The sequence below is a fragment of the Streptomyces sp. NPDC088400 genome (genome assembly GCF_044753355.1).
Classification (GTDB): Bacteria; Actinomycetota; Actinomycetes; order Streptomycetales; family Streptomycetaceae; genus Streptomyces.
Map to the genome: position 1 here is coordinate 385,604 of NZ_JBIVMZ010000005.1, position 22,513 is coordinate 408,116.

The window sequence follows — 22,513 nt, forward strand, 5'->3', positions numbered from 1 at the left end:
CGAAGCGTCCTCCGCCGTGCGCGGTTCCCCGCGGGCCTCCGTCGTACGGCGCGCTCCCGCCCGTACGGGATTCCCCCCAGCTACCCCCCAGGTTCCCCCGGGTTTTCCCCGTTCGGATTTCGCCCGTACGGCCTCGGCCATATGAGGTCGGGCCGGGTCAGCCGGGTCAGGCCTGCTTGAGGCCCGCCATCCAGGCCTCGACCTCGTCGGCCCGGCGCGGCAGTGCGGCGGACAGGTTCCGGTTGCCGTCCTCCGTGACGAGGATGTCGTCCTCGATCCGGACACCGATGCCGCGGTACTCCTCCGGCACGGTCAGGTCGTCGGCCTGGAAGTAGAGCCCCGGCTCCACCGTCAGGCACATACCGGGCTCCAGCGTCCCGTCCACGTACGCCTCCCTCCGGGCGGCCGCGCAGTCGTGGACATCCAGGCCGAGCATGTGGCCGGTGCCGTGCAGGGTCCAGCGGCGCTGGAGACCGAGCTCCAGGACCTTCTCGACCGGGCCTTCCAGCAGCCCCCACTCGACGAGCTTCTCGGCGAGGACGCGCTGCGAGGCGTCGTGGAAGTCGCGGTACTTCGCGCCCGGCTTCACCGCCGCGATTCCGGCTTCCTGGGACGCGTACACCGCGTCGTAGATCTTCCGCTGGATCTCGTCGTAGCGGCCGTTGATCGGCAGTGTGCGCGTGACGTCGGCGGTGTAGAGGGTGTGGGTCTCCACGCCGGCGTCGAGCAGCAGCAGGTCGCCGGAGCGTACGTCGCCGTCGTTGCGCACCCAGTGCAGGGTGGTGGCGTGCGGGCCGGCCGCGCAGATCGAGCCGTAACCGATGTCGTTGCCCTCGACGCGGGCACGCAGGAAGAACGTGCCCTCGATGTAGCGCTCGCTGGTCGCCTCGGCCTTGTCGAGGATCCGTACGACGTCCTCGAAGCCGTGCACGGTGGCGTCGACGGCCTTCTGGAGTTCGCCGATCTCGAACGCGTCCTTCACCGCGCGCGCCTCGGACAGATGGACGCGCAGCTCATCGTCGCGCTCGGCGGTGACCTTGTCGGTCAGCGCGGCCTCGATGCCGGCGTCGTGCCCGCGGACATTACGGACCGGTCCCGTGGCGTCCTTGAGGGCGGCGGGCAGTTCCCGAACGTCCTTGGCGGGGAGGCCCAGCACCTGCTCGGCCTCGGCGAGGGAGTGCCGGCGGCCGACCCACAGCTCGCCCTGGCCGTCGAGCCAGAACTCGCCGTTCTCCCGGTTGGAGCGCGGCAGCAGATAGACCGTCGCCTCGTGCCCGCCGGTCTTCGGTTCCAGTACGAGGACGCCGTCCTGGGTCTGGTCGCCGGTGAGGTACGCGTACTCGGTGGAGGCGCGGAAGGCGTACTCGGTGTCGTTGGACCGGGTCTTGAGGTTGCCGGCGGGGATCACCAGGCGCTCGCCGGGGAAGCGCGCGGAGAGCGCGGCGCGGCGGGCGGCGGTGTGGGCCGTCTGCGGGATCGGCTCCAGGCCGTGCAGCTCGGTGTCGGCCCAGCCGGACTTCATGTTCTCTGCGAGCTCATCGGACACGCCGGGGTACAGACCGTTCTTCCTCGTCTTGATCGGCTCTTCTTCCGTCTCCGGGGTTTCCGTCTCCGGGGTTTCCGGTGGGAGCTCCTCAGCCACGTCTTCTCCTTGTGGGACCTCGTGGTACTTCGACACAGGACCGGACTGGACCGGTCTTTTTCCATCGTATGTGCGAGGGATGACAAGGCCGGGGTGCCTGTGAGGAAACCGTCGGGTCAGCCGAACCGGACGGCGAGCAGCACGATGTCATCGGCCGAATTGTCCGATGTGTCGAGTGTGTTGTCCGTGCCGTGCGTCGCATGCGTTCCGTGCGCCGCGTGGGTCTCGTGCGCTGTATGAGTCTTGTGTGGTGCATGGGGCTCGTACGTGTCCGGCAGTACGGTCCGCAGCACGTGGTCGGCGACCGCGCCAGGATCGTGCCGGGCGGACGCGGGCACGCTCGCCGCCGCCGCGTGCAGCCGCGCGAAGGCCCGGTCCATGGGGTCGCCGGTACGCCGCAGCAGCCCGTCCGTGTAGAACAGCACCGTTTCGCCCGGCGCCGGCCACAGCTCGACGCTCGGCGCCTCCCAGCACGCGAGCATGCCGAGCGGCGCGGACACGGTGGTCTCGACGAATTCGGTGCGCCGGTCCCCGACGATCAGCGGGGGCGCGTGACCGGCCCCGGCCAGCAGGATCTTGCACTGGGTCTGGGTGGGTTCGGCGTATGCGAAGAGAGTGGTGGCCGTACGCGCGGGTTCGGTCAGCCGGAGCAGGAGCTCCAGATCGGAGAGTACGGCGACGGGGTCCTCGCCCTCCATCACGGCGTACGCGCGCAGAGAGGCACGCAGCCGGCCCATCGCGGCCACCGCGCTGGGCCCGCTGCCGCTGACCGAGCCGACGGCCAGGCCCAGGGCGCCCTCGGGCAGGGGCAGCGCGTCGTACCAGTCCCCGCCGCCGCGCGATCCCGCGCGATGACGGACGGCGAGCTGTACGCCGGGAACCCGGGGCAGCCGGCCGGGCAGCAGTTCCTCGGTGAGGGTGGCCACGTGGGTACGGGCCCGTTCCAGCTCCAGCAGCCGGGCGAGGTGCTCGCTCGCGTACCGGGTGTAGAGGCCGATCAGATGGCGCTGCCGTTCACCCGGTTCGGCGGGTTCGTCGTACAGCCAGACGGCGGCGCCGAGTTTCCCGGGAGCGGCATAGGGGCCGGCGCCCCTCGCGGCAGCGGAAGCGGCGCCGGGAGGGCTGCCGGGGGGAGCGCTCGGCGCGGGATCGGCGGCAGCCGGGGTGCCGGTCGTGCCGATGCCGTCAGAGGTAACGGCTGTACCAGCGGTAACTGTTGTACCGGTGGTGACGTCGTCGGCATCGATTGCGGTGAGCGGTACGGCGAAGCTGGCGCCGTAGCCGAGCCGGACCGCGACCTCTCGCTCGCGCGGGTCCAGTTCCGTATCGCCACCCGAACGACGATCCGAGCCCGGGCCCGGCCTCGCGTCTCCGTCCCCGTTCCCGTTCCCGTCTCCGTCCGCGTCCCCGAGCAGATCGGGGTCGGCCACCGGCTCGGTCCGCCCGAAGGGGCTGTCGAGGAGCCGGCCGTACGAGGTGGCGTGGCGCGGCACGGTCTCCAGCTGGCCGAGTTCGGAGTGCGTGAGCCCCAGGCCGAGGGTGGTGACGGGGCCCAGGCCGTCGGCCGGTTCGAACACGACCAGGCCGCGGCGGGCGCCGACCAGGGCCGCTCCGGCGCGCAGCAGTTCATTGAGCGCGCCGTCCAGGGAGCTGGTCCTGGCCAGGCGCTCGGTGAGTTCATGGAGGGTGGTCAGATCGGAGACCCAGCCGGCGAGCCGGTCCTGGATCAGTGCGCCCGGCGCGGTGGGAAGGGTGTCCAGGGGCGCGGCAGTCTGAGCGGGAGTGGGGGGACTGGAATCGATTCCAGCCACTTTCGGCATGTTCGGGGCGCTCATGACGGCCGACTTTCAGAATGGTGCATTTTGCTCAATAGCATCGCAAACCCCCATGTCATTCTGCGCGGCTATCAATGCGTCCACATGTACACGCACAACTAAGGCAATGTCCAGCGTTGTCCTGGCGGAACAATGGGTGTCTGTGAGACGCTGAAGTTGGCTAAAAAATTACCCCCCTGGCTGGGTTTTACGATCGACTGAGTGCGCTCAACCAGGGGTCCTCAAGGGGCTGCGTTCCACTACAGCCCGGGTCGAGCGTCATTCCGAACGTGGTGGGTACGTAAACGGTGACGGACAGGGGCAGTTGGGACCGCCCCCGGAACCTCCGGAACCCGACGGCGGACTTGGGCGTCTTAACCGCCGAAGGCCATACCTCATCCCCCCGGACTGGCGAGAACAGCACAGCGGGACAACAAGCGCCATGCGCACGCCACCCCTCGCCACGCGTTCAATGAAGACAGTCCGTAAGGCAGTCCGCACTCGGCTCACTCAGGGACGGCGTCACACGCCGCCGGGCCGAGAAGGTCTGTTCGTGCCCTGGGCTCCGCGCCTCGGGATCGGGCTGCGGCAAGGGGCGGCCAAGCGTCGAAATGTACGCACGGTGAAGTGATGCACACACATGGTCTACGTGCCATGTGGACTCGGCGTTCAACGGAAAGGAACGAGCGCTCATGCGCGAGATCCTCGGAAGGCGACGCAAGCTCCGGTTCCGGCGTAAGGGGAGGCCCGCACAGCTCGACGTGGCGCTCACCTGTGCCACCGAGTGGAGATGGCCCGTACTCCCGGGTGCCGGTCTCAAGTCGGCCGGCGGCCGCGGGACCCGCGGTAACGGCTGCAGCTGCCCCGACCCCGAGTGTGCCGTACCCGGCGCGCACCCCTTCGACCCGGAGCTGCTCGCGGCGTCCACCGACGAGCGCCTGGTGCGCTGGTGGTGGAACAACCGGCCCACGGCCCCGATCATCCTCGCCACCGGCGGCAGCGCCCCGTGCGCGGTGAGTCTGCCGGCCGTGGCCGGCGCTCGCGCGCTGGCGGAGCTGGACCGGATGGGCATGCGGCTGGGGCCGGTCGTCGCGACGCCCACCCGCTGGTCGCTGCTGGTGGCTCCGTACACCCTCGAACAGCTCGGTGAGCTGCTCTACACGATGGACTGGGTGCCCAGTTCGCTCCGGTTCCACGGCGAGGGCGGTTATCTCGTACTGCCGCCGTCCGAGGCCCCCGGCGGACAGGTCCGCTGGGAGCGGGCACCGCTGCCCGGCTCGGCGGCGCCCTGGCTGCCGGATGTGGAGGCCGTCGTGGACGCGCTCGTAGAGGCGAGCACCAGTGCGCCGGACGGTGGCAGCAGGCTCGCCTACTGACCGCGTACGGGTCGCGTGCCCTGTCCCGCCCCCGGTCCGGTTCGATCCGGAACGGGGGCGCGTCGCGTTCCGTGCCGTGTCGCGTCTCCGCGTTTTCTCTGTGCTTCCTGCCGCTATGCCTACGGACTGTCAGGCGCTTTGCCTGGTTCGCTCTGGTCCGCGTCACTCGTACGGGTGTGAGCTGAACCGAGTTGTCGGGGAATTGGGCGTGCGGCGGCTCCGGGTGTCCCATTCCGTCGATATCTTCGGCCCTCCGTCAGAAATTCCCCAGCAGCGGCAGGTGGGCCCTCCATGAATCTCCGCATGATCGGGCTCGCGGCCGTCGTGGTGTGTACCGCGCTGCTGCCGCTGGCCGCTTCCGCCGGCCCTGTCGGCGGATCCGGCCCCGGCTCCGGACCGGCCGGTGGCGCCGGCGGTGGTTCCGGGAGTGATGCGGCAGCAGAGTCGGCAGAGGAGCCGGTGGCGGAGTCGGTGGCGCTGCTCGCCGGAGCGCAAGCGAAGGCGGGACGTCGGCCGCTGTCCGGAATCGACGGGTCCGCGGCGCCGGCCGGGGGCACCGCGAACACCACGGACGCCGAGGGCGGTGTGGACGCTCTGGTGCGTACGGTCGAGCGATGTGGGCCTGAAGTCGCCGCTCCCGAAGGGGTCGAGGCGCAGACCTGCGTCCTGACCGAGGGGCGGGACACCTGGGCGCGTGCCTACTACCGCAACGCGACGGACGGTGAACTCCTCGCCGTACTCAGCCTGATGGGCCCGCGCGGGCGAACCGTCCAGACGCACTGCCGCGTCGGGGCCGCGGACGAGCCGACGACCTGTGAGACGCCGCGTGCGCCGTCCCGGGGGGAACCTGCGGAATACGTGGCGATGGCGGAGTTCGCGGCCCCCGTGAACGGCGGGAGGGACGAATACGGCGGCAACCGCGGGAACACGGCGGACGGCGAGGAGATCGGGCCGCTGTTGCTGCGGTCGGGGAGCAACACCCGGGGCCCGGCGGCCCGTTGACGTACGGGCGGCACCTGTAAAAGCGAACGCCCGGTCGCTGGCGACGGGGGATGCACCAGCGACCGGGCTTCTAGAACCGTAACAAGAGATCGGCGGTTAGCAAATTCGATCCGGCGTATTCGGACAATGAATTATCGGTCGGTTGAGCGACGTGTGACAGGCCTCACCGGACTTCGGGGAACCCTTTGCCACGCTTGTCCCTCTCGCGCCCCTTCGCTGTCCCCGCTGCCGGTCGTCTGTCCGCCCTCGCTGTCCGCCGCCTCACTGCCTGTCACCTTGCCGCCTGTCACCTCGCCGCTGTCAGCTGAGCGTCACCTGGCGGTTGGTGAGTCCGCCGCGTGCCCGGCGTTCTTCTCCGGTCAGCGGCGCGTCGGCGGCGAGTGCCGCGGTGAGTCGCTCGGCGAACTCCGCGGCCGGCTTCTCGCACTCCTCCGCACCCATCGCGCTCGGCAGGTCCCACACCGGCACGGTGAGCCCGTGTGCCCGGAAGGAGCCCACCAGCCGGGTGTCCGCGCCGAGGCTCGACGTACCGGCGGCATGCAGCCGGGCGAGTGCGTCCAGCAGCTTCTCCTCGGGGTACGGCATGACCCAGCGGAGATGGTTCTTCTCCGGCGTCTCGCACCAGTACGCGGCATCCGTGCTGCTGAGCAGGGTGGTGGGGATCGCGGCGGCGTTGGCACGCTCCAGGGAGGCGGCCACCTCGGGTGTGGTGTTCTCCGAGTCCGGTACCCAGAACTCGAATCCGGAGTGGACGACCGGCGTGAAGTCGGCCTCGGGGGCGAGCAGATCCTGAAGGCGCGGGCCGTCGGCGGGCACGCGCTGCGCGGCCACCGGGTTACCGGGCTCCGCGCTCAGCGCGCGCAGGAGCGTGTCGGCGAGATCGCGGCTCAGGTCCCCGGACGAGGTGTCGTTCTGGAGAGCGAGCAGTACGGAGCCGTCGTCGCGGCGCAGCGCCGGCCAGGCCATCGGCAGAACGGTCGCGAGCGTGACGGACGGTACGCCCTCGGGCAGCCCGTCCTTGAGGGTCAGTTCGGCGGTCGCGGCGGGCACCAGCTCGCGCAGCGCGACCCAGTCGCACTCGCCGGCCAGGCCCTCGAAGGGGCGCTGGACCAACTCGGTCACGGCGTGCGCGGCTTCCCGGCCATGACAGGCCTTGTAGCGACGGCCCGAACCGCACGGGCAGGGCTCGCGCGCCCCCACCACCGGAATCGGTCCGTCCTTGAGCTGAGCCTTCGCGGCCTTCGTCTGGGGGCGCTTCTTCGCCATGGTGTGGCTTTCTCCCGTGAGCGGCGGTGCGGTGTCCGCGCGAGCCTAGCGGCTCGCGTCCTGGAGAGCCCTGGGGACGCGGAGCGCCGCGTGTACGGCCGGGCGGGCCGGGCGGCCGGGCGTGCGACCGTACGTGGGCCCAGGGTGCGTCCGTGCGTCCGTACGTCGGCCACGCGCGTCGCCGCGGGTGCGGAACCGCGCACCGAGCCGCGCACCTGATCGTGCGACGAACCGTGTGCGGAGCCCGCGTGCTCAACTGCCCACGGAGCGGCGGTCCGTACGGCCCGGCATGTGCTGAAGCGTGCGCGTGCGGGAGGTCGCGGGCTCTCGGGCGACCCGGGCTTTCGGGCGCCCCGGGGCTCAGGCGACCCGGGCTCTCAGGCGACGCCGTCGAAAGGGTCCGCGAAGCCCAACCCGTCCAGGCTCTCCAGCCCCTCCAGTCCGTCGAGTCCCTCCAGCCCGTCCAGCGTCCCCAGTCCGGTCATCGCGGGGCCTGTGACGCGCGTAGCGAAATCGTCGCGGCGGTGCCCTTCGGTAACGATGGCCCACACCGTGACTTCTCCGGTCGCGCTGTCCCGTACCCCCCACTCCTGGGCGAGGGCCGTGATGATGTTGAGCCCGCGGCCACCGCGCGCCGTGACCGAGGGGGTGGACGGAATGGGCCGCGTCGGGCCACCGCCGTCCGTGACCTCGACGGTCAGCCGGCCCGCCTTGTCGACGCGCCAGGCCGCCCGGATGTCGCCGTCGCCGATCTCCGCACGGCCCAGCGGCCTGCCATGACGGCAGGCGTTGCTGAGCAGTTCGGAAAGGATCAGTACGGCGTCGTCGACGACCGAGCCGGACACCCCGCTGCGGTTCAACTGCTCACGCATCCGGTGCCGCGCCTTCCCCACGCCCGCAGGGCCATGAGGAACGGCCATGCACGACGACGTGGGCACTTCTTGTGCCACCACAAATGCCACCCCCGAGACCTCCTTTGCCCCCACGCCACGGTGTGAATGCCCCACCGGCCCGGACCGGAAACCGGCCAGGGGAGGGCCTTTGACGCACTCGTGCCTGTCGAACGCGGAACGAACGCGCCGGTGCACTCCCTGTTACCGTCCGGGCAGCCTGGCGGTTGGGTGAGGGTCTGGGGCGGGGCGGTGTCAGGCCGGGCGGCCCAGTTGGGACAGCACCAGCTTGGGGCGGTTGGTGATGATCGCCTCGACTCCGAGCCGTACGCAGAGGTCGACGTCCTCCGGCTCGTTCACCGTCCACACGTGGACTCGGTGGCCCGCCTTCTGCAGGCGCTCGATGTAGCCCGGGTGGTTACGGACGATCCGCATCCCGGGCCCGGCGATCCGGGCTCCCGCGGGCAGCCGCCCGTCGCGCAGCAGGGGCGAGACGAACCGCATCAGATAGACGGTCGGCAGTTCGGGCGCGGCGGACGCGATCCGGTGCAGTGAGCGTGCCGAGAAACTCATGATCCGTACGGCGGATTCGCCCGGTCCGGATTCCTGGCCCGGGACGGGTCGGTCCAGGCCGAAGCGGGTCAGCAGGTGGAGCAGCCGCTCCTCCACCTGGCCGGCCCAGCGGGTCGGGTGTTTGGTCTCGATGGCCAGCTGGACGGGGCGCCCGGCGTCCACGACCAGTTCGAGCAGGCGCTCCAGCGTCAGTACGGAGGTGAGTTCGCGGTCCCGCCAGTCCGGGCTCTCCTCGCTGTCCTTCCAGGAACCGAAGTCGAGTGTGGCGAGATCGGCGAGCTCCAGGGCGGAGACCGCGCCGCGTCCGTTGGAGGTGCGGTTCACACGACGGTCGTGGACACAGACGAGATGGCCGTCGGCGGTGAGCCGTACATCGCATTCGAGGGCGTCCGCGCCGTCCTCGATGGCTTTCGTGTACGCGGCCAGGGTGTGCTCGGGTGCGTCCTCGGAGGCTCCGCGGTGGGCGACGACCTGGATGCTTTGCTGTCGTGCTTGAGTCACCGCGTCATGGTGTCATCGTGAGGGGGTAGGTGGGTGAACGGTCAGGGTTCTCCGGCCCGTCGACTCCGGATGCGTTCTTTATGTCCGGAATAAAGGATGGCGAGCAGACACACAGGTCCTGCTTACAGTGGCCTGACGCGTTGTGGGAAAAGCTGACCGCAGACACTTGCGCAAGCGCAAGACAACCGCAAATGCCAGCATAGGCACACAAAAACAGACAAGCGGACAGCGGGCTGTGGACGACCGCGCAGCGGGCCTCTTGCCGAAGACCGATGTGGAACCGAGGAGAACGAGCTGTGAGCACCGAGAACGAGGGCAACGAGGGCAACGCGGCTCCCGCTGTCCCGCCCGTACCTCCCGTGCCGGGCGCCGCTCCCGAGGGCACTCCCGCGTCCGGTCCGCGGGAGGGCGCGTATGAGCGGGCGGGCGCGGCGCCGGAGCCGCCCGCGCACTCTCCCCAGCCCGCGCAGGCCCCTCCGGCGGGAGATCCCGCAGGGGTCCCCGCGACGTCGCACGCCGCCGGTGCCGGCTGGCCGCCGCCCCCGCCCGTACTGCCCTCCTACGGAGGCGGTTCCCACGGAGGCGGTTCCTACGAGGGCGGTGCCTACGGCGGAGCAGATGGTCACGGCCCCCAGCCGTGGGGTGCTCCGGTCGCCGACCCCCAGCCGCGGTCCCCGCGCGGGCGCCGGGGCGGGCTGATCACCGCCGTGCTCGCGGCCGCGCTGGTCGCGGGCGGTGTCGGTGGTGGCATCGGTTACTGGGCGGCCGAGAGCAACGGCGGTTCGATCGGTTCGACGACCGTCTCCGCTGCGGAGGCCCCGAAGGACGTCAAGCGCGCCTCCGGCACGGTCGCCGCGGTGGCCGGCAAGTCGCTGCCGAGCGTGGTCACCATCGAGGCGCAGGGCGGTAACGGCGAAGGCGGTACGGGCACCGGCTTCGTCTACGACAAGGAAGGCCACATCCTCACCAACAACCACGTGGTGGCGTCCGCGGCCAACGGGGGCGACCTCACCGCGACCTTCTCCGACGGCAAGAAGTACGCCGCCGAGGTGGTCGGCCGGGCCGAGGGCTACGACGTGGCGGTGGTCAAGCTGAAGAAGGCCCCCTCCGGCCTGTCCCCGCTGCCGCTCGCCAACTCGGACCAGGTCGCGGTCGGCGACTCGACGATCGCGATCGGCGCACCCTTCGGCCTCTCCAACACCGTCACCACGGGCATCATCAGCGCCAAGAACCGCCCGGTCGCCTCCGGTGACGGTTCCGGCTCCAGCAACTCGTACATGAGCGCCCTCCAGACCGACGCCTCCATCAACCCCGGTAACTCCGGCGGCCCGCTGCTGGACTCCAGGGGCGCGGTCATCGGCATCAACTCGGCCATCCAGTCGGCGGGCAGCGGCGGTCTGGGGCAGTCCCAGGCGGGCTCCATCGGCCTCGGCTTCGCCATCCCGATCAACCAGGCGAAGAACGTCGCCGAGCAGCTGATCAGGACCGGCCAGCCGGTCTACCCGCTGATCGGCGCCACGGTCTCGATGGCGGAGGGCGGCGAGGGCGCCACGATCTCCCCCCAGGGCGAGGGCGGCGCCGCGGCGATCACTCCGAACGGACCGGCCGCGAAGGCCGGTCTCAAGTCGGGCGACGTCATCACGAAGTTCAACAACACCCCGATCGACAGCGGCCCGACCCTGATCGGCCAGATCTGGACCCACAAGCCGGGCGACAAGGTGAAGCTCACCTACAAGCGCGACGGCAAGGAGTCGACGGTCCAGGTCACCCTCGGCGAGCGCAAGGGCGAGAGCTGAGCGCGGCGGTGGGCCGGGACGCAGAGGCCGGGGCGCAGAAGTAGGCGCAGGCGTACGCGTGTTGTGGCGCCGTGGCGTCCGGGCCGCCGAGCCCGAGCTTCCTGAGGTGGGGTGCCGGAGTCGATCCGGCACCCCACCTTTGTCGTGTGCGGGCCCGGTGGCTGCCCGCGCACGGGTGGCACTGCCGTACTGATGTGCGCGTTTCCCCGGATCAGCAGGGTGCGGGGTGGCGTAAAAGCCTGGCGAGGAGTAGCGGCTCCTGACGGAACTTCGCGGCTGTCAGCGGAAGTTGAGGCCCGTGGCGGTGGCCAGGTCCCGCAGGTCGACGTACTTGTAGTTCGAGCCCTCGCGCGGCTCTCCGTCGGGGCCGGCCACCTCAGGGGTGTCGATGCCGTCCTGGAACACGGCGAGTCCCTGCGGATACCGGTTGCCGAACGGCTTGTTGACGATTTCCAGGCTGTCGGTGCCGTCGGCGCCGTCGATCGCGTTCTCTCCGCTGCCCGCCCCGACCCGGAAGCCGGCGGTGAACTTGTTGCCCTTGGCGGGATCACGGTCGTACATGGCGAATGTGCTGTCACCCTGGCTGGAGACCACGAGGTGGCCGCTGCCGTCCGGCCGTTCGATCAGCGTGATGCCCTCGACGTCCGCGACGAGGTGCTTCCCGCCGAAGCCGGGGTCCTCGCCCGGGACGCACTCGCCGGTCGCCGGGTCCTGGGTGTACGGAACGCCGTAGTCCCGGACCTTGTCGATCAGGGTGGGCCTGCCGGTGAGATCCGCGTTGATCCGCCAGACGCCCACGTTCTCCTGGCCCGCGTACAGCACGCCGTTGGCCGGGTCGACGCGCATGCCTTCGAGGTAGGGCTGCTCGCCCGGCTCCTCGCAGGGCGTCCACGTCGTGTGGTCGGGCAGCTCGAACGTGGTGGGGAAGCCGACGGTGCGTATCTTGCGGTAGCCGATCGTGCCGTCGGCGGCCGGTTTCGTCAGCTCCAGCAGCGCCACCCGGTTCGTCAACTCCTGGGTGACGACGGCGTACACGCGGCCGGTCCTCCTGTCCTTCCAGGAGGCCAGACCGTATGCCGTGGCCTGCTTGTTCACCTCGTCCTGGTCGGCGGAGAAGATGTACGGCGAGGCGTCGTCGGCGGTGATGTCGGTGACGGGGCCCGGCTTACGGTGCGGATCGACGCGGTAGATGACCAGTTTGTCCCGGCCGCGGTCCGCCGCGAGGGCCAGATCCGTGCCGTCGATGACGTCCACGTTGTTCAGGCGACCGGGCTCGTCGTCGGTGCTCGGTGGCTTCGGCGACGGAAGCGACTGCACCTCGCGCCCCGCGAGGTCGTACACACGCAGGCCGCCCACCTTGGCGGTGCCCAGGACCAGACTGTGCGCCGGGTTCTTCGGATCGCGCCAGATCGCGGGGTCGTCGGCGCTCGCGTTCCCGCCGTCCTCGTCGTCGAAGAGGGGCGGTGTCTCGGCCCTGGCCGTGACCTCGGGGACCGTCGGGCCGGCGTGCGCCGGGGCGACGACGACCGCGACCAGCGCCGCCGATGTCACCGCCCCGGCGATCGTCGCGTAACGCCGGTGGAGTCTGCTGCCTGCGCTGTGCATGCGAAACCTTCCTGCGGAGAGGGGAAACGCTGGGATGCCGGAAAGAGCTGGGATGCGAGAAACACCGGAACACCGGAACACCGGGATGCCGGAGCCGAATGCTGGACAGAGGATGTAACGCGTCCGTGTGCGAGCGACAGCCGTCGTGGACAACACGGCGTGAACAGCTGCGGTCGCGGCGGTTTTCACGGGGTTGTGCGGCCTGTTGGGGCGGGGCGCCGGATCGGTCGGGCCGCCCCCGATGAGAGAGCCCGACCGCTGGCGACGGGGGATGCGCCAGCGATCGGGCTCTACTTAAGAGTAACAAGGCTGCTTACTTGCGGGTGCCGACTGCTCGGCGGCGATGCGGAGTTGTGATCGGGATCACGTGACGTGACGTGCGCAGGGGAATGGCCTGTTTTGATCGGTCCGGCTGGACGAGTCTTCCGGAGAGGGGCTCGTCAGGCTCCATCCGTGAACTCGCCGCGTACAGCGCGCCGTTGGGCCGACTCGTGCGCCCCTACTTCAGTGCCCGTACCCGCCTCCGTCAGCGATCGCACGGAGGCGCGTACGAGAGACGGGGCAGATACTCGTGCCATTTGTCCGGCGTCAGTACGCTCCGGGTCATCGAACAGATGCGACGGACGGCCTCGTCGACGTCCAGGTTCCACAGCCGGACCGTATCGGCGCCGCTCGACACCCCGAGCAGGCGGCTGTTGGGACTGAACGACAGGAAATTGCCGGTCTTGGCGTTGGGGCTCATCGACTGACCGATCGGAGCGGCCCGGGAGGGGACGGTGACGTTCCAGAGCCGGACCGTGTCGTCGTTGCCGCCGCTCGCCAGGGTGCGGCCGTCCCGGCTGAACGTCAGCGACACGACCGCTTCGGTGTGGCCGGTGAGGGCGGAGCCCGGCCGGGTGGCCCTGAGGGGATCGGCGACGTCCGAGAGCCGGACCGTACCGTCGTCGCTGCCGCTGGCCAGGGTGTCGCCGTCCGGACTGTAGGCGAGCGCGTTGATGGGGCCCAGGTGCCCCTTGAGCGGTGCGCCGAGGCGGGCGGTGTGGCGTGGGTCGGCCACGTTCCAGAGCCGGATGGTGCTGTCGGCGCTGCCGCTGGCGAGCGTGCGGCCGTCCGGGCTGAAGACGAGGGCGTTGACGTAGCCCGTGTGGCCGGTGAGCGGTGCGCCGAGCGGACGAAGGCGCGACGGGTCGCTGACGTCCCACACCTGGATGGTGCGGTCGTCATGGGCCGTTGCCAGCGTGCGCCCGTCCGGGCTGAACGCCAGCGCACCGGGGCCCGCGAACCGTGTCCGCAGCGCGACGGGCGGCCCGTAGGGGACAGGCCGGGCGGGGTCGGTGACGTTCCAGAGCTGCACCGCGCGGTTTCCCGTCAGCACCGCGAGGGCGCGGCCGTCGGGGGAGAACGCCAGCGAACGTACGTCGCCCTCCCCCGGCATGAACGGTTCGCCCAGCGATACGGGCCGGCTGGGAGCCGTCACGTTCCACAGCCGGACCCTTTCGTCGCGCGCGGCCGTGGCGAGCACCCGCCCGTCCGGGCGGAACGCCCCGATGCGGCCGATCATGTCCGACGTCGGTATCGACCACAGGCGGACCGTGTTGTCGCCGCTCCCGGTGGCGAGGGTCCGTCCGTCGGGGCTGAAGCCCAGGGCGTACATCTCGCCGCTGCTGCCCGCGAGAGGCTCACCGACCTGCGAGGGGTAGGCCGGGTTGCTGACGTTCCACAGGCTCGCCGTGCTGTCCGCGCTGGCCGCGGCGAGCATGGCCCCGTCGGGGCTGAAGGCCACGGACCACACGGCTCCGGTGTGGCCGGTGAGCGGTGCGCCGAGCGGTTTCGGGCGACGTGGGTCGGCCACGTTCCAGAGCCGGATGGTGTCGTCCTTGCTGCCGCTGGCGAGGGTGCGTCCGTCGGGGCTGAAGGCCACGGAGTGCACCGTGGCCTCGTGGCCGGTCAGCACCGTGTCGACCGGCCTGGGACGGCGCGGATCGGCCATGTCCCACAGCCTGATCGCGCCGCTGTCGCTCCCGGTGGCGAGGGTGCGTCCGTCGGGGCTGAACGCCACGGAGCGTACGGCGGCGGTGTGGCCGGTCAGCGCGCCGAGCGTCCTGGGCCGGCGCGGGTCGCGTACGTCCCACAGGCGCACGGTGTGGTCTTCGGTGGCGGCGGCCAGCGTGTGTCCGTCCGGGCTGAAGGTGAGCAGGTAGATCGTGCCGTCATGGCCGGACAGGGGCGTACCGAGCGGGCGCGGGTGGCTGGGGTCCCGTACGTCCCACAGCCGAACCGTGCCGTCGTCCCCCGCGCCGGCGAGCGTGCGGCCGTCCGGGCTGAAGACCGCGCTGCTCACCCAACTCGTGTGGCCGGTGAGGGGTTTGCCCAGGGGTTTGGGCCGGGTCGGGTCCGTCACGTTCCACAGCCGTACGGTCCGGTCGTAGCTGGCGGTGGCCAGGAGGCGTCCGTTCGGGCTGAACGTGGTGAGGTAGACGGCGCCGGTGTGGCCATGGAGCGGCGTGGCCAGCGGCGCGTTCACTATCGAGATCAACCGGTTGTTCGTGCCCTCGTCGTCCGGCCGCAGGCGGTGTGCCACCAGGTCGAGTTGAGCGGACAACGACGGATCCGTGTACTGGACGCGATCAGCCTCGGCGAGTACCTGCTGGAACACCGCCTCGTCCCGCTGCTGCCATGCGACCACCGCCGAACCGACAGCGAGCACCGCCAGTACGACCAGAGCCGACACCGCACTTCGGCTGATCAGGACCGTACGTGTGCGCAGCCTGACCGAAGCGGTCAGGAATTCCGCCGCGCTCCGGGTCAGAAACGTTTGACCGGCGGACTTCGCCCAGGTGCGGGCCTGTTCCAGCCGGGAGCCGCGGTAGAGCAGTGACGAGTCGCGGTTCGAGCCCTCCCAGGCCCTGCCGTCCTCCTCCAGCCGCTGGCGCAGCAGGTGGTCGTTCCTGTCCTCGTCGATCCATTCGCGCAGGCGTGGCCAGGCGTGCAGCAGCGCTTCATGGGTGATCTCCACGGTCTCCGCGTCGAGTGTCACCAACCGGGCGCGGACCAGGGCTTCGAGTGATTCCTCCGTTCTGCCGGGGTCGGTCGACTCCTCCGCCAACTGGCGCCGCGTCCCCCGCCTGCGGGTGGCCTGGGTGTCCTCGCCGAGCCGGACCAGCCTCAGCAGGAGCAGTCTCGCGGCCGTGCGCGCGGCGGGGCCGAGGCCGGACCAGGCCCGCTCGGCGGTCGCCGCCACCGCTCCCTGGATTCCGCCCGCCGCCCGGTAACCGGCCAGCGTGAGACGTCCCGCCTTCCGCCGCTGCCAGGTGGCGAGCAGGGCGTGGGAGAGGAGCGGCAGCACTCCCGCGCCGGGCGTCCCGCGCGGGCCGTCGGCGCTCACCTCCCGGACGATCAGCTCCGCCAGTCCCGGTTCGAGCTCCAGCCCCACGGCCCTGGCCGGGCCGGTCACCGCTTCGCGCAGTTCCGCGGTGGTCAGCGGTCCGAGCACCATGTGCCGGTGTTGCAGCGCGTCGGCCAGTTCGGGATACGCCAGGCACTGCTCGTAGAAGTCGGCGCGTATGCCGAGGACGACGAGTACGGGGGCGGGCGCGGAGCCGGCGGAGCCGGTGGTGGTGTTACTGGAGCCGATGGTGTTGCCGGAGTCAGCCGCGGTGTCGCCGGAATCGGCTGCGGTGCCGCCGGAGCCGGCCGCGGTGTCGCCGGATTCGGTGGTGTCGCCGGAGTCGGCGGGCGAGCATCCGGCGTGGAGGAGCTGGATGAAAGTGCGCCGGTTCGCCTCGTCGGAGCCGAGGGCGAACGCCTCCTCGAACTGGTCCACGATGACGACCGGACGGGCGGCGGAGGACGTCCCGCGTCGCGCCCACGCGGTGACGGCCTCTCGCGCGGCGTCGGCGAATCGGGGCGTGCCGGGCTCCTGCCCCGCCGGTTCTTCCGCCGCCGGTTTTTCCGCCGCCGGTTCCTCCACGGTGGAGACGACGTCCGCGAGTTCGGGGATCCGGCGGGTCAGCTCCGCGAGGGGATCGCTTCCCGGCACGAGGTGCAGAACCTCCCTCGGGCGGCTCTTCTCGTCACCCAGTGCGCCGTTGCGCAGCGCGGGCACCAACCCGGCGCTCAGCAAGGAGGACTTTCCCGCCCCCGATGCGCCCACGAGCATGACCAGGCCACCCGTATCCTCCGCCGCGCGCAGCTGGGCGACGAGGGCATCCGTGCTCCGTTCCCGGCCGAAGAACCACCGGGCGTCCTGCGGACGGTACGAGGCCAGCCCCCGGTAGGGGCATACGCCACCGGGGACGGTCGGGGCTTCGGCCGAGGGGCGTTCCTCCTCTTCCGCGGATGCCGCGGGGCGCTCGCCGACCGGGTCGGCCACCGCACGCGCCCACAGGCGCTGCCACTGGGCCATGTCGTACAGCCCCGCGGACACCGGCGCGGGCCGCAGGCGTCGTGCCTGGGGAATCAGGACGTACAACACCGCCGCGAGGGCGGCGAACTGGGCGGGCACGTTCTTCGCTCGCCGCCAGTCGCTGATCCGCTGGGCGGACACCCGCACGGGCCGCCCTCGCTCGTCGACCCGCTGAAGCCGGACGACCGCCTCGGACACACTCTTGAGCGGAGGGTTGCCGGCCTCCCGGTAAAGCAGCGCGAGACGTTCCGCGAAGGCGGTGCGTGCCCCTGAGTCGGAACTCAAGGTCTCCACTCCTTACTTCCCCCGCGCATGGACGTCCGGACCGGATAACTCACTTTATATGGCTGACCTGGGGTGAAGTCGGTAGTCCGATGCCGGGAACCTCCACGGCGGGAGACACAGCTGACAGGATCACGACGCAGCAGCGCTTCAACCGCGCGTCACCGGGCCAGGCCACCAGTTCGGCGCACGGAGAGACAACCCATCGCACCATCGCACCGCTTGTTCTCGGTCAGCTTTCGCAGCTTTCGCCGTCAGCCGCACCAGTACGGCGCGGGTCGACATCGCCCCGCCGTTCGGTGCCGGTCCCCACGAGGGGAGGGACCGGCACCGAACGGCGGGGCGTGTTGCCGAACGGGGCAGGTGCCGGGGTGGCAGGTGGCGGAGCAGGTCGTACACGGCCAAGGGGCTTGCGGCCATGACGTGCTCTCCGTGACGTGCCCTCCCGGCCATGACGTGCCCTTCCCGGCCATGACCTGGCTCTTCGTGACGCGCTCCTCCTCCGGTCGTCAAGACCTCTTGAGGAGTCATATGCTGGCACCGTTACGCGACAGAACGGTGGGCAGCCATGGCGAAGGTGTACGAGCGGATCGCGGCGGAACTCCGCCAGTCCATCCGCGCGGGTGAACTCAAGCCCGGCGACCGCCTGCCCTCGGAGACGAAGCTCGCGCAGGACCACCGGCGGAGTGTCCCGACGATCCGCGACGCGCTCCGGCTTCTCCAGGACGAGGGGCTGATCGAGAAGCAGCACGGCCGGGGCAACTTCGTCCGCAGAGCCCGTACGAAGGTGCTGCGCACCAACGAGCGGCATCAGTGGGAGAAGAACCGGACACGGGAGCCGGAGGAGAAGCGGCTCAAGACCGGTTCCACCGAGCATGCCACCGGGCTCGATGTGAACGACCTGGTCTTCCACGCGGCCTATCGCGAGGCCAAGGCGGACACTCAGCTTGCCGAGGCCCTCGGTGTCCCTGAGGGAACCGCCCTCGTGGAGCGCACGTACCGGACGCGGTACGCCGCCGAGAACGCGCCGTTCGCGCTGGTGACCTCGTATCTCGTCCGCGCCCTGGTCGAGGGGAATCCGGACCTGCTGGACGCGGCCAGGGAACCGTTTCCGGGGGGCACCCAGAGCCAACTCCTCTCGGTGGGGATCGAACTCGACCGCATCGAGGAACGCGTCATCGCCCGTCCGCCGACCCCCGAAGAGGCGGATGAGCTCGAACTACCGCCCGGGACCTCGGTCCTGGTGCTCCGCAAGACCTCGTTCGACACCCATGAGCGCGTCGTGGAGATGTCCGACGTCACGCTTCCCGGTGACCGTACGCAACTGCACTTCACCACTCCCCTGGAAAGGTGGTGAGTGCCGTGAGCCGGCGCGTCGTCGTCATCACCGCCGTTCACGCGCCGTCCGCGCACTTCCTGCCCGACGCGTACACGTCGCTGCGCGAGCAGGAGTTGCCCGACGGGTGGGACTGGCACTGGCTGATCCAGGAGGACGGCAAGAGCGACGAGGTCGCTCCGTACGTACCCGACGACCCGCGTGTGACCTTCAGGCAGGGCCGCCCCGGCGGCCCGGGCACCGCCCGTACGCTGGCGCTCGCGCACGCGGACGGCGAGTACATCAAGGTCCTGGACGCCGACGACCAACTCCCGGCGGGCGCGCTGGCCCGCGACCTGGCCGCCCTCGAAGGCGACCCCACCCTCGGCTGGGCGACCTCGCGCGCGCTGGACCTGCTGCCCGACGGCTCGACGGCCGGCTTCGACGGCGACCCCGCGCAGGGGCCGGTCGAGCGCGGTGCCGTACGGGAATTCTGGTCGGCCAACGACTACCGCGCGCAGGTCCACCCGGCGACCCTCTTCGCCCGCCGCGATCTGGTGCTGGCGCTCGGCGGGTGGATGGCACTGCCGGCTTCTGAGGACACGGGGCTGCTGCTCGCGCTGGACTCCGTCAGCCGCGGTTGGTTCACCGCCGAGGTGGGACTCCTGTACCGCAAATGGCCGGGCCAGGCCACCGGCCAGGCCGCACATGTCGACCCGGCGGAGCGGGATGCCCGGATGGCGGTGGTGGAGGCGAGGGCGAGGGCGCTGGCGGATCTGCGGTGGGGCTCCCCGGCCGTCGGCTGAGTCCGTCGTACTCCTGGCCGATGCGCCCCGGGGTTGGATCCGCGAGCCAGATCGAAAATCCAGTTTCGAAAATCCCAGTTTCGAAAATAGCCGTTTCGAAAACTTGATTTTCGCTTTTCTGGATGGCTACAGTTCTGGTGTCAGCTACGGACCGGATCAGGAGCAGTCATGGCCGAGGCACCCGCGGCGTCGCGCCGCCGCAAGCTCACCGCGGAGCGGGAGCATGAGCTGCTGCGAGTGACGGCCGAGCTCGTCGGTGAGGTCGGCTACGAGCAGGTGACCATGGCGGCGGTCGCGCAGCGGGCGAAGTGCAGCACGGCGACGCTCTACCGGCAGTGGGAGAGCAAGCCGCGTCTGGTGATCTCGGCGTGGAAGGCCCTCAGCACGGAGGCCGGGAAGGACCTGTCCGGTATCGACACCGGCAGTCTGCGCGGCGACCTGATGGCCGTGATGCGGTATCTGGTGGCGGACGACCCGGCCAAGAAGACCTTCACCTCGATGCCGGCCGCCATCGTCCAGGACGAGGGCCTCATGGAGATCGTGCGCGAGATCCTGATCCATCCGATCCTGCGCGACCTGGCCCAGCTGTTCGAGCGTGCGGTGACCAGGGGAGAGATCGAAGCCGGAAACCCGGTCATCGACCTCGCGGATCAGATCCTGTTCGGCCCGTTGTTCGCACAGACCATCCTCCACGGGACACCGGCGACCCCGGAGCTCATGGAAACCGTCGTCGAGCTGGTGCTTCTGCCCGTCCTCACCGCGCGGCCCGCCGCGGTCTGACCCGACCCCGACCCCGACTGCCTTCCGGCGGCGCCATCCGGTCGCGCCGGCGACCCCGCACACCCTGACAACGGCGTAACGCCGCTCGTCCATCTCCGCATGCCCTCTTCAGGCCCGCGCCGGTCACCTGCCGGGCTCAGGGCACCGCACGTCCAAAAACACCATCGATCCGGAGCGTCTCCCTCATGGCCACCTTCCTCCACAAGATCGGCAGGGCCGCGTTCACACGGCGCCGGCTGGTCGTCCTCCTCTGGGCGCTCGTCCTCGGCGCCGTGGGCATCGGCGCCTCCACCGGCTCGGGCCCCGCCAGTTCCAGCATCAGCCTGCCCGGCACGGAGGCGCAGCGCGCCTTCGACCTCCTGGGCGAGAAGTTCCCGGCGGCCAACGCCGACGGAGCCACCGCCCGCGTCGTGCTGCGCGCACCCGACGGCGAGAAGATCGGCAGCGCGGAGAACAAGGCCGCCCTCGAAGCGGCACTGGCCGACATCAAGGACTCCTCCGCCCGCATCGGGCAGGTCAGCGACCCCTTCACCGCCAAAGCACTGAGCGCGGACGGCACCACCGCCTACGCCCAGGTCACCTACACCACCCCGGACTCCGACCTCACCGACGGCGACCACACGGGCCTGGACGAGGCCCTCGAATCGGGGCGGGACCAGGGGCTGACGGTGGAAGCCTCCGGCAACGCACTGGCCGCCCCCGAGGAAAGCCACACGGCCGAGGCCGTCGGCTTCGCCCTGGCAGCCGTCATCCTCCTCATCACCTTCGGCTCCCTCATCGCCGCCGGCCTGCCCCTGCTCACCGCGCTCGTCGGAGTGGGCGTGAGCATGGCCGCCATCACCGCCCTCAGCGGCCCGCTCGACCTCAACAGCAATGTCTCCGCTCTCGCCACGATGCTGGGCATCGCCGTCGGCATCGACTACGCCCTGTTCATCGTCTCCCGCTACCGCTCCGAACGCGCCGACGGCCACGACGCCCGCGAGGCCGCCGCTCGCGCCAACGGCACCGCGGGATCCGCCGTCGTCTTCGCGGGACTGACCGTCGTCATCGCCCTCGCGGGCCTCGCGGTGGTGAACCTGCCCATCCTGACCGCGATGGGCCTCGCCGCCGCCGGCGCCGTCGTCATCGCCGTCCTCGTCGCGACCACCCTGGTGCCCGCCCTCCTCGGCTTCGCCGGCGAACGCGTCCGCGGCAAGACCCGTAAGAAGGCCCCCGCGGCAGACAGCACCAAGCCCGACAGCACCAAGCCCGGCAGCACCAAGCCCGGCAGCACCAAGCCCGGCAGGCCGGGAATGGGACAGCGCTGGATCTCCTACGTCCTGCGCAAGCCGGCCCAGATGCTCGTCCTGGCCGTGATCGCCCTCGGTGTGGTCGCGCTCCCGGTCACCCAGCTCGAACTCGGGCTGCCGGACGACGGTTCCAAGGCCGCCTCGTCCACCCAGCGCAAGGCGTACGACATGCTGTCCGAGTCCTTCGGGCCCGGCTTCAACGGTCCCCTCACCGTGACTGTCGACGACCAGGACCCGGCCGTCGCCCGCAGCGGCGCCCAGGACATGGGCAAGTCCCTCGCCGGCCTCCCGGACGTGGCCGCCGTGACCCCGGCCGCCTTCAACGAGAGCGGCGACACCGGGATCATCACCGTCATCCCCAAGAGCGCACCGGGCAGCGACGCCACCAAGAACCTCGTCGACGACATCCGCACCCTGGCCGGTGACCTCCGGTCCGACACCGGCGCCCGTTCCCTCGTGACCGGCACCACGGCCCTCAACATCGACATCTCCGACAAGTTCAGCGCGGCGATCGTGCCCTATCTGGCCGTCGTCGTCGGCCTCGCCGTACTCGTACTGATACTCGTCTTCCGATCCATCCTGGTCCCCGTCAAGGCGGCCCTCGGATTCCTGCTCTCCGTACTGGCCTCCCTCGGCGTCCTCGTCGCCGTCTTCCAGTGGGGCTGGCTGAAGGACCTCATCGGCCTCGAACAGACCGGCCCCATCATGAGCCTGATGCCCGTCCTCATGGTCGGCATCGTCTTCGGCCTCGCGATGGACTACCAGGTGTTCCTGGTGACCCGCATGCGCGAGGCATACGTCCACGGAGCCGACGCCCGCACCGCGGTCGAGACGGGCTTCAAGCACAGCGCCACCGTCGTCACCGCCGCGGCCCTCATCATGATCAGCGTCTTCGCCGGCTTCGTCGGCTCCCACGACGCCATGATCAAATCACTCGGCTTCGGTCTGGCCGTCGCCGTCGTCTTCGACGCGTTCGTCGTCCGCATGACGATCGTCCCGGCAGCCCTCGCACTCCTCGGCAAGCGCGCCTGGTCCCTGCCCACCTGGATCGACCGCATCCTGCCCAACGTCGACATCGAAGGCGAAAAACTCGCCAAGCACACCCCTGTGGCTCCCACACCCCGCGAACCCAGCTACGCCGGCTCCACAGACCACAACCACTGACAACCCC

At 70.5% G+C, this 22,513-nt stretch carries 14 protein-coding genes; 7 read left to right on the forward strand and 7 right to left on the reverse strand.

Annotated elements, in window-relative coordinates; translation table 11 throughout:
• Window positions 1-166: 166 nt before the first annotated feature.
• Window positions 167-1,642: an aminopeptidase P family protein gene (locus ACIQD6_RS15825; RefSeq protein WP_401882548.1), complete on the reverse strand. Its 1,476-nt coding sequence runs from the start codon at window positions 1,640-1,642 to the stop codon at window positions 167-169.
• Window positions 1,643-1,758: 116 nt separating this feature from the next.
• On the reverse strand, window positions 1,759-3,477 hold the full coding sequence (locus ACIQD6_RS15830) for a PP2C family protein-serine/threonine phosphatase (RefSeq protein ID WP_401882550.1): 1,719 nt from the start codon (window positions 3,475-3,477) through the stop codon (window positions 1,759-1,761).
• A 671-nt stretch (window positions 3,478-4,148) separates the two neighbouring features.
• Here ACIQD6_RS15830 and ACIQD6_RS15835 point away from each other — a divergent pair.
• Window positions 4,149-4,832 carry a bifunctional DNA primase/polymerase gene (locus ACIQD6_RS15835; protein WP_401882554.1) on the forward strand — a complete coding sequence of 228 codons (684 nt, stop codon included), beginning with the start codon at window positions 4,149-4,151 and terminating at the stop codon, window positions 4,830-4,832.
• A gap of 291 nt (window positions 4,833-5,123) precedes the next feature.
• A complete protein-coding gene (locus ACIQD6_RS15840) occupies window positions 5,124-5,834 on the forward strand; it encodes a hypothetical protein (protein ID WP_401882557.1) in 711 nt (236 codons plus the stop codon).
• Window positions 5,835-6,134: 300 nt separating this feature from the next.
• Here the strand turns inward: ACIQD6_RS15840 and ACIQD6_RS15845 are convergent, their stop codons facing one another.
• The 3 genes from ACIQD6_RS15845 to ACIQD6_RS15855 all read right to left on the reverse strand — a co-directional run bounded on the left by ACIQD6_RS15845 (window position 6,135) and on the right by ACIQD6_RS15855 (window position 9,064).
• Window positions 6,135-7,100: a DUF5926 family protein gene (locus ACIQD6_RS15845; protein WP_401882559.1), complete on the reverse strand. Its 966-nt coding sequence runs from the start codon at window positions 7,098-7,100 to the stop codon at window positions 6,135-6,137.
• A 377-nt stretch (window positions 7,101-7,477) separates the two neighbouring features.
• Window positions 7,478-7,972, reverse strand: a complete 495-nt coding sequence (locus ACIQD6_RS15850; protein WP_401882562.1) for an ATP-binding protein — start codon at window positions 7,970-7,972, stop codon at window positions 7,478-7,480.
• Window positions 7,973-8,245: 273 nt separating this feature from the next.
• The gene (locus tag ACIQD6_RS15855; protein ID WP_401882565.1) at window positions 8,246-9,064 is read right to left on the reverse strand and encodes a glycerophosphodiester phosphodiesterase; all 819 of its coding nucleotides are present in this window, start codon (window positions 9,062-9,064) and stop codon (window positions 8,246-8,248) included.
• A 296-nt stretch (window positions 9,065-9,360) separates the two neighbouring features.
• Here ACIQD6_RS15855 and ACIQD6_RS15860 point away from each other — a divergent pair, with 296 nt between their 5' ends.
• Window positions 9,361-10,860 (forward strand): trypsin-like peptidase domain-containing protein, encoded by a 1,500-nt coding sequence (locus ACIQD6_RS15860; protein ID WP_401882568.1) that lies wholly within the window; start codon window positions 9,361-9,363, stop codon window positions 10,858-10,860.
• Between the two features lie 279 nt (window positions 10,861-11,139).
• On the opposite strand, the gene ACIQD6_RS15865 is transcribed toward ACIQD6_RS15860, so the two are convergent.
• Together ACIQD6_RS15865 and ACIQD6_RS15870 are read right to left on the reverse strand one after the other, a co-directional pair.
• Window positions 11,140-12,465 (reverse strand): phytase, encoded by a 1,326-nt coding sequence (locus ACIQD6_RS15865; protein WP_401882570.1) that lies wholly within the window; start codon window positions 12,463-12,465, stop codon window positions 11,140-11,142.
• 526 nt (window positions 12,466-12,991) lie between these two features.
• Complete coding sequence (locus tag ACIQD6_RS15870) at window positions 12,992-17,164, reverse strand: AAA family ATPase (RefSeq protein WP_401882573.1); 4,173 nt, start codon at window positions 17,162-17,164, stop codon at window positions 12,992-12,994.
• Between the two features lie 556 nt (window positions 17,165-17,720).
• Here ACIQD6_RS15870 and ACIQD6_RS15875 point away from each other — a divergent pair.
• The 4 genes from ACIQD6_RS15875 (at window position 17,721) to ACIQD6_RS15890 (ending at window position 22,506) form a co-directional block, all read left to right on the forward strand.
• On the forward strand, window positions 17,721-18,509 hold the full coding sequence (locus ACIQD6_RS15875) for a GntR family transcriptional regulator (protein WP_401882575.1): 789 nt from the start codon (window positions 17,721-17,723) through the stop codon (window positions 18,507-18,509).
• Window positions 18,510-18,514: 5 nt separating this feature from the next.
• Window positions 18,515-19,273, forward strand: a complete 759-nt coding sequence (locus ACIQD6_RS15880; protein WP_401882577.1) for a glycosyltransferase family 2 protein — start codon at window positions 18,515-18,517, stop codon at window positions 19,271-19,273.
• Window positions 19,274-19,441: 168 nt separating this feature from the next.
• A complete protein-coding gene (locus ACIQD6_RS15885) occupies window positions 19,442-20,053 on the forward strand; it encodes a TetR/AcrR family transcriptional regulator (protein ID WP_401882580.1) in 612 nt (203 codons plus the stop codon).
• Between the two features lie 185 nt (window positions 20,054-20,238).
• Window positions 20,239-22,506: an MMPL family transporter gene (locus ACIQD6_RS15890; RefSeq protein WP_401882582.1), complete on the forward strand. Its 2,268-nt coding sequence runs from the start codon at window positions 20,239-20,241 to the stop codon at window positions 22,504-22,506.
• Window positions 22,507-22,513: the final 7 nt, after the last annotated feature.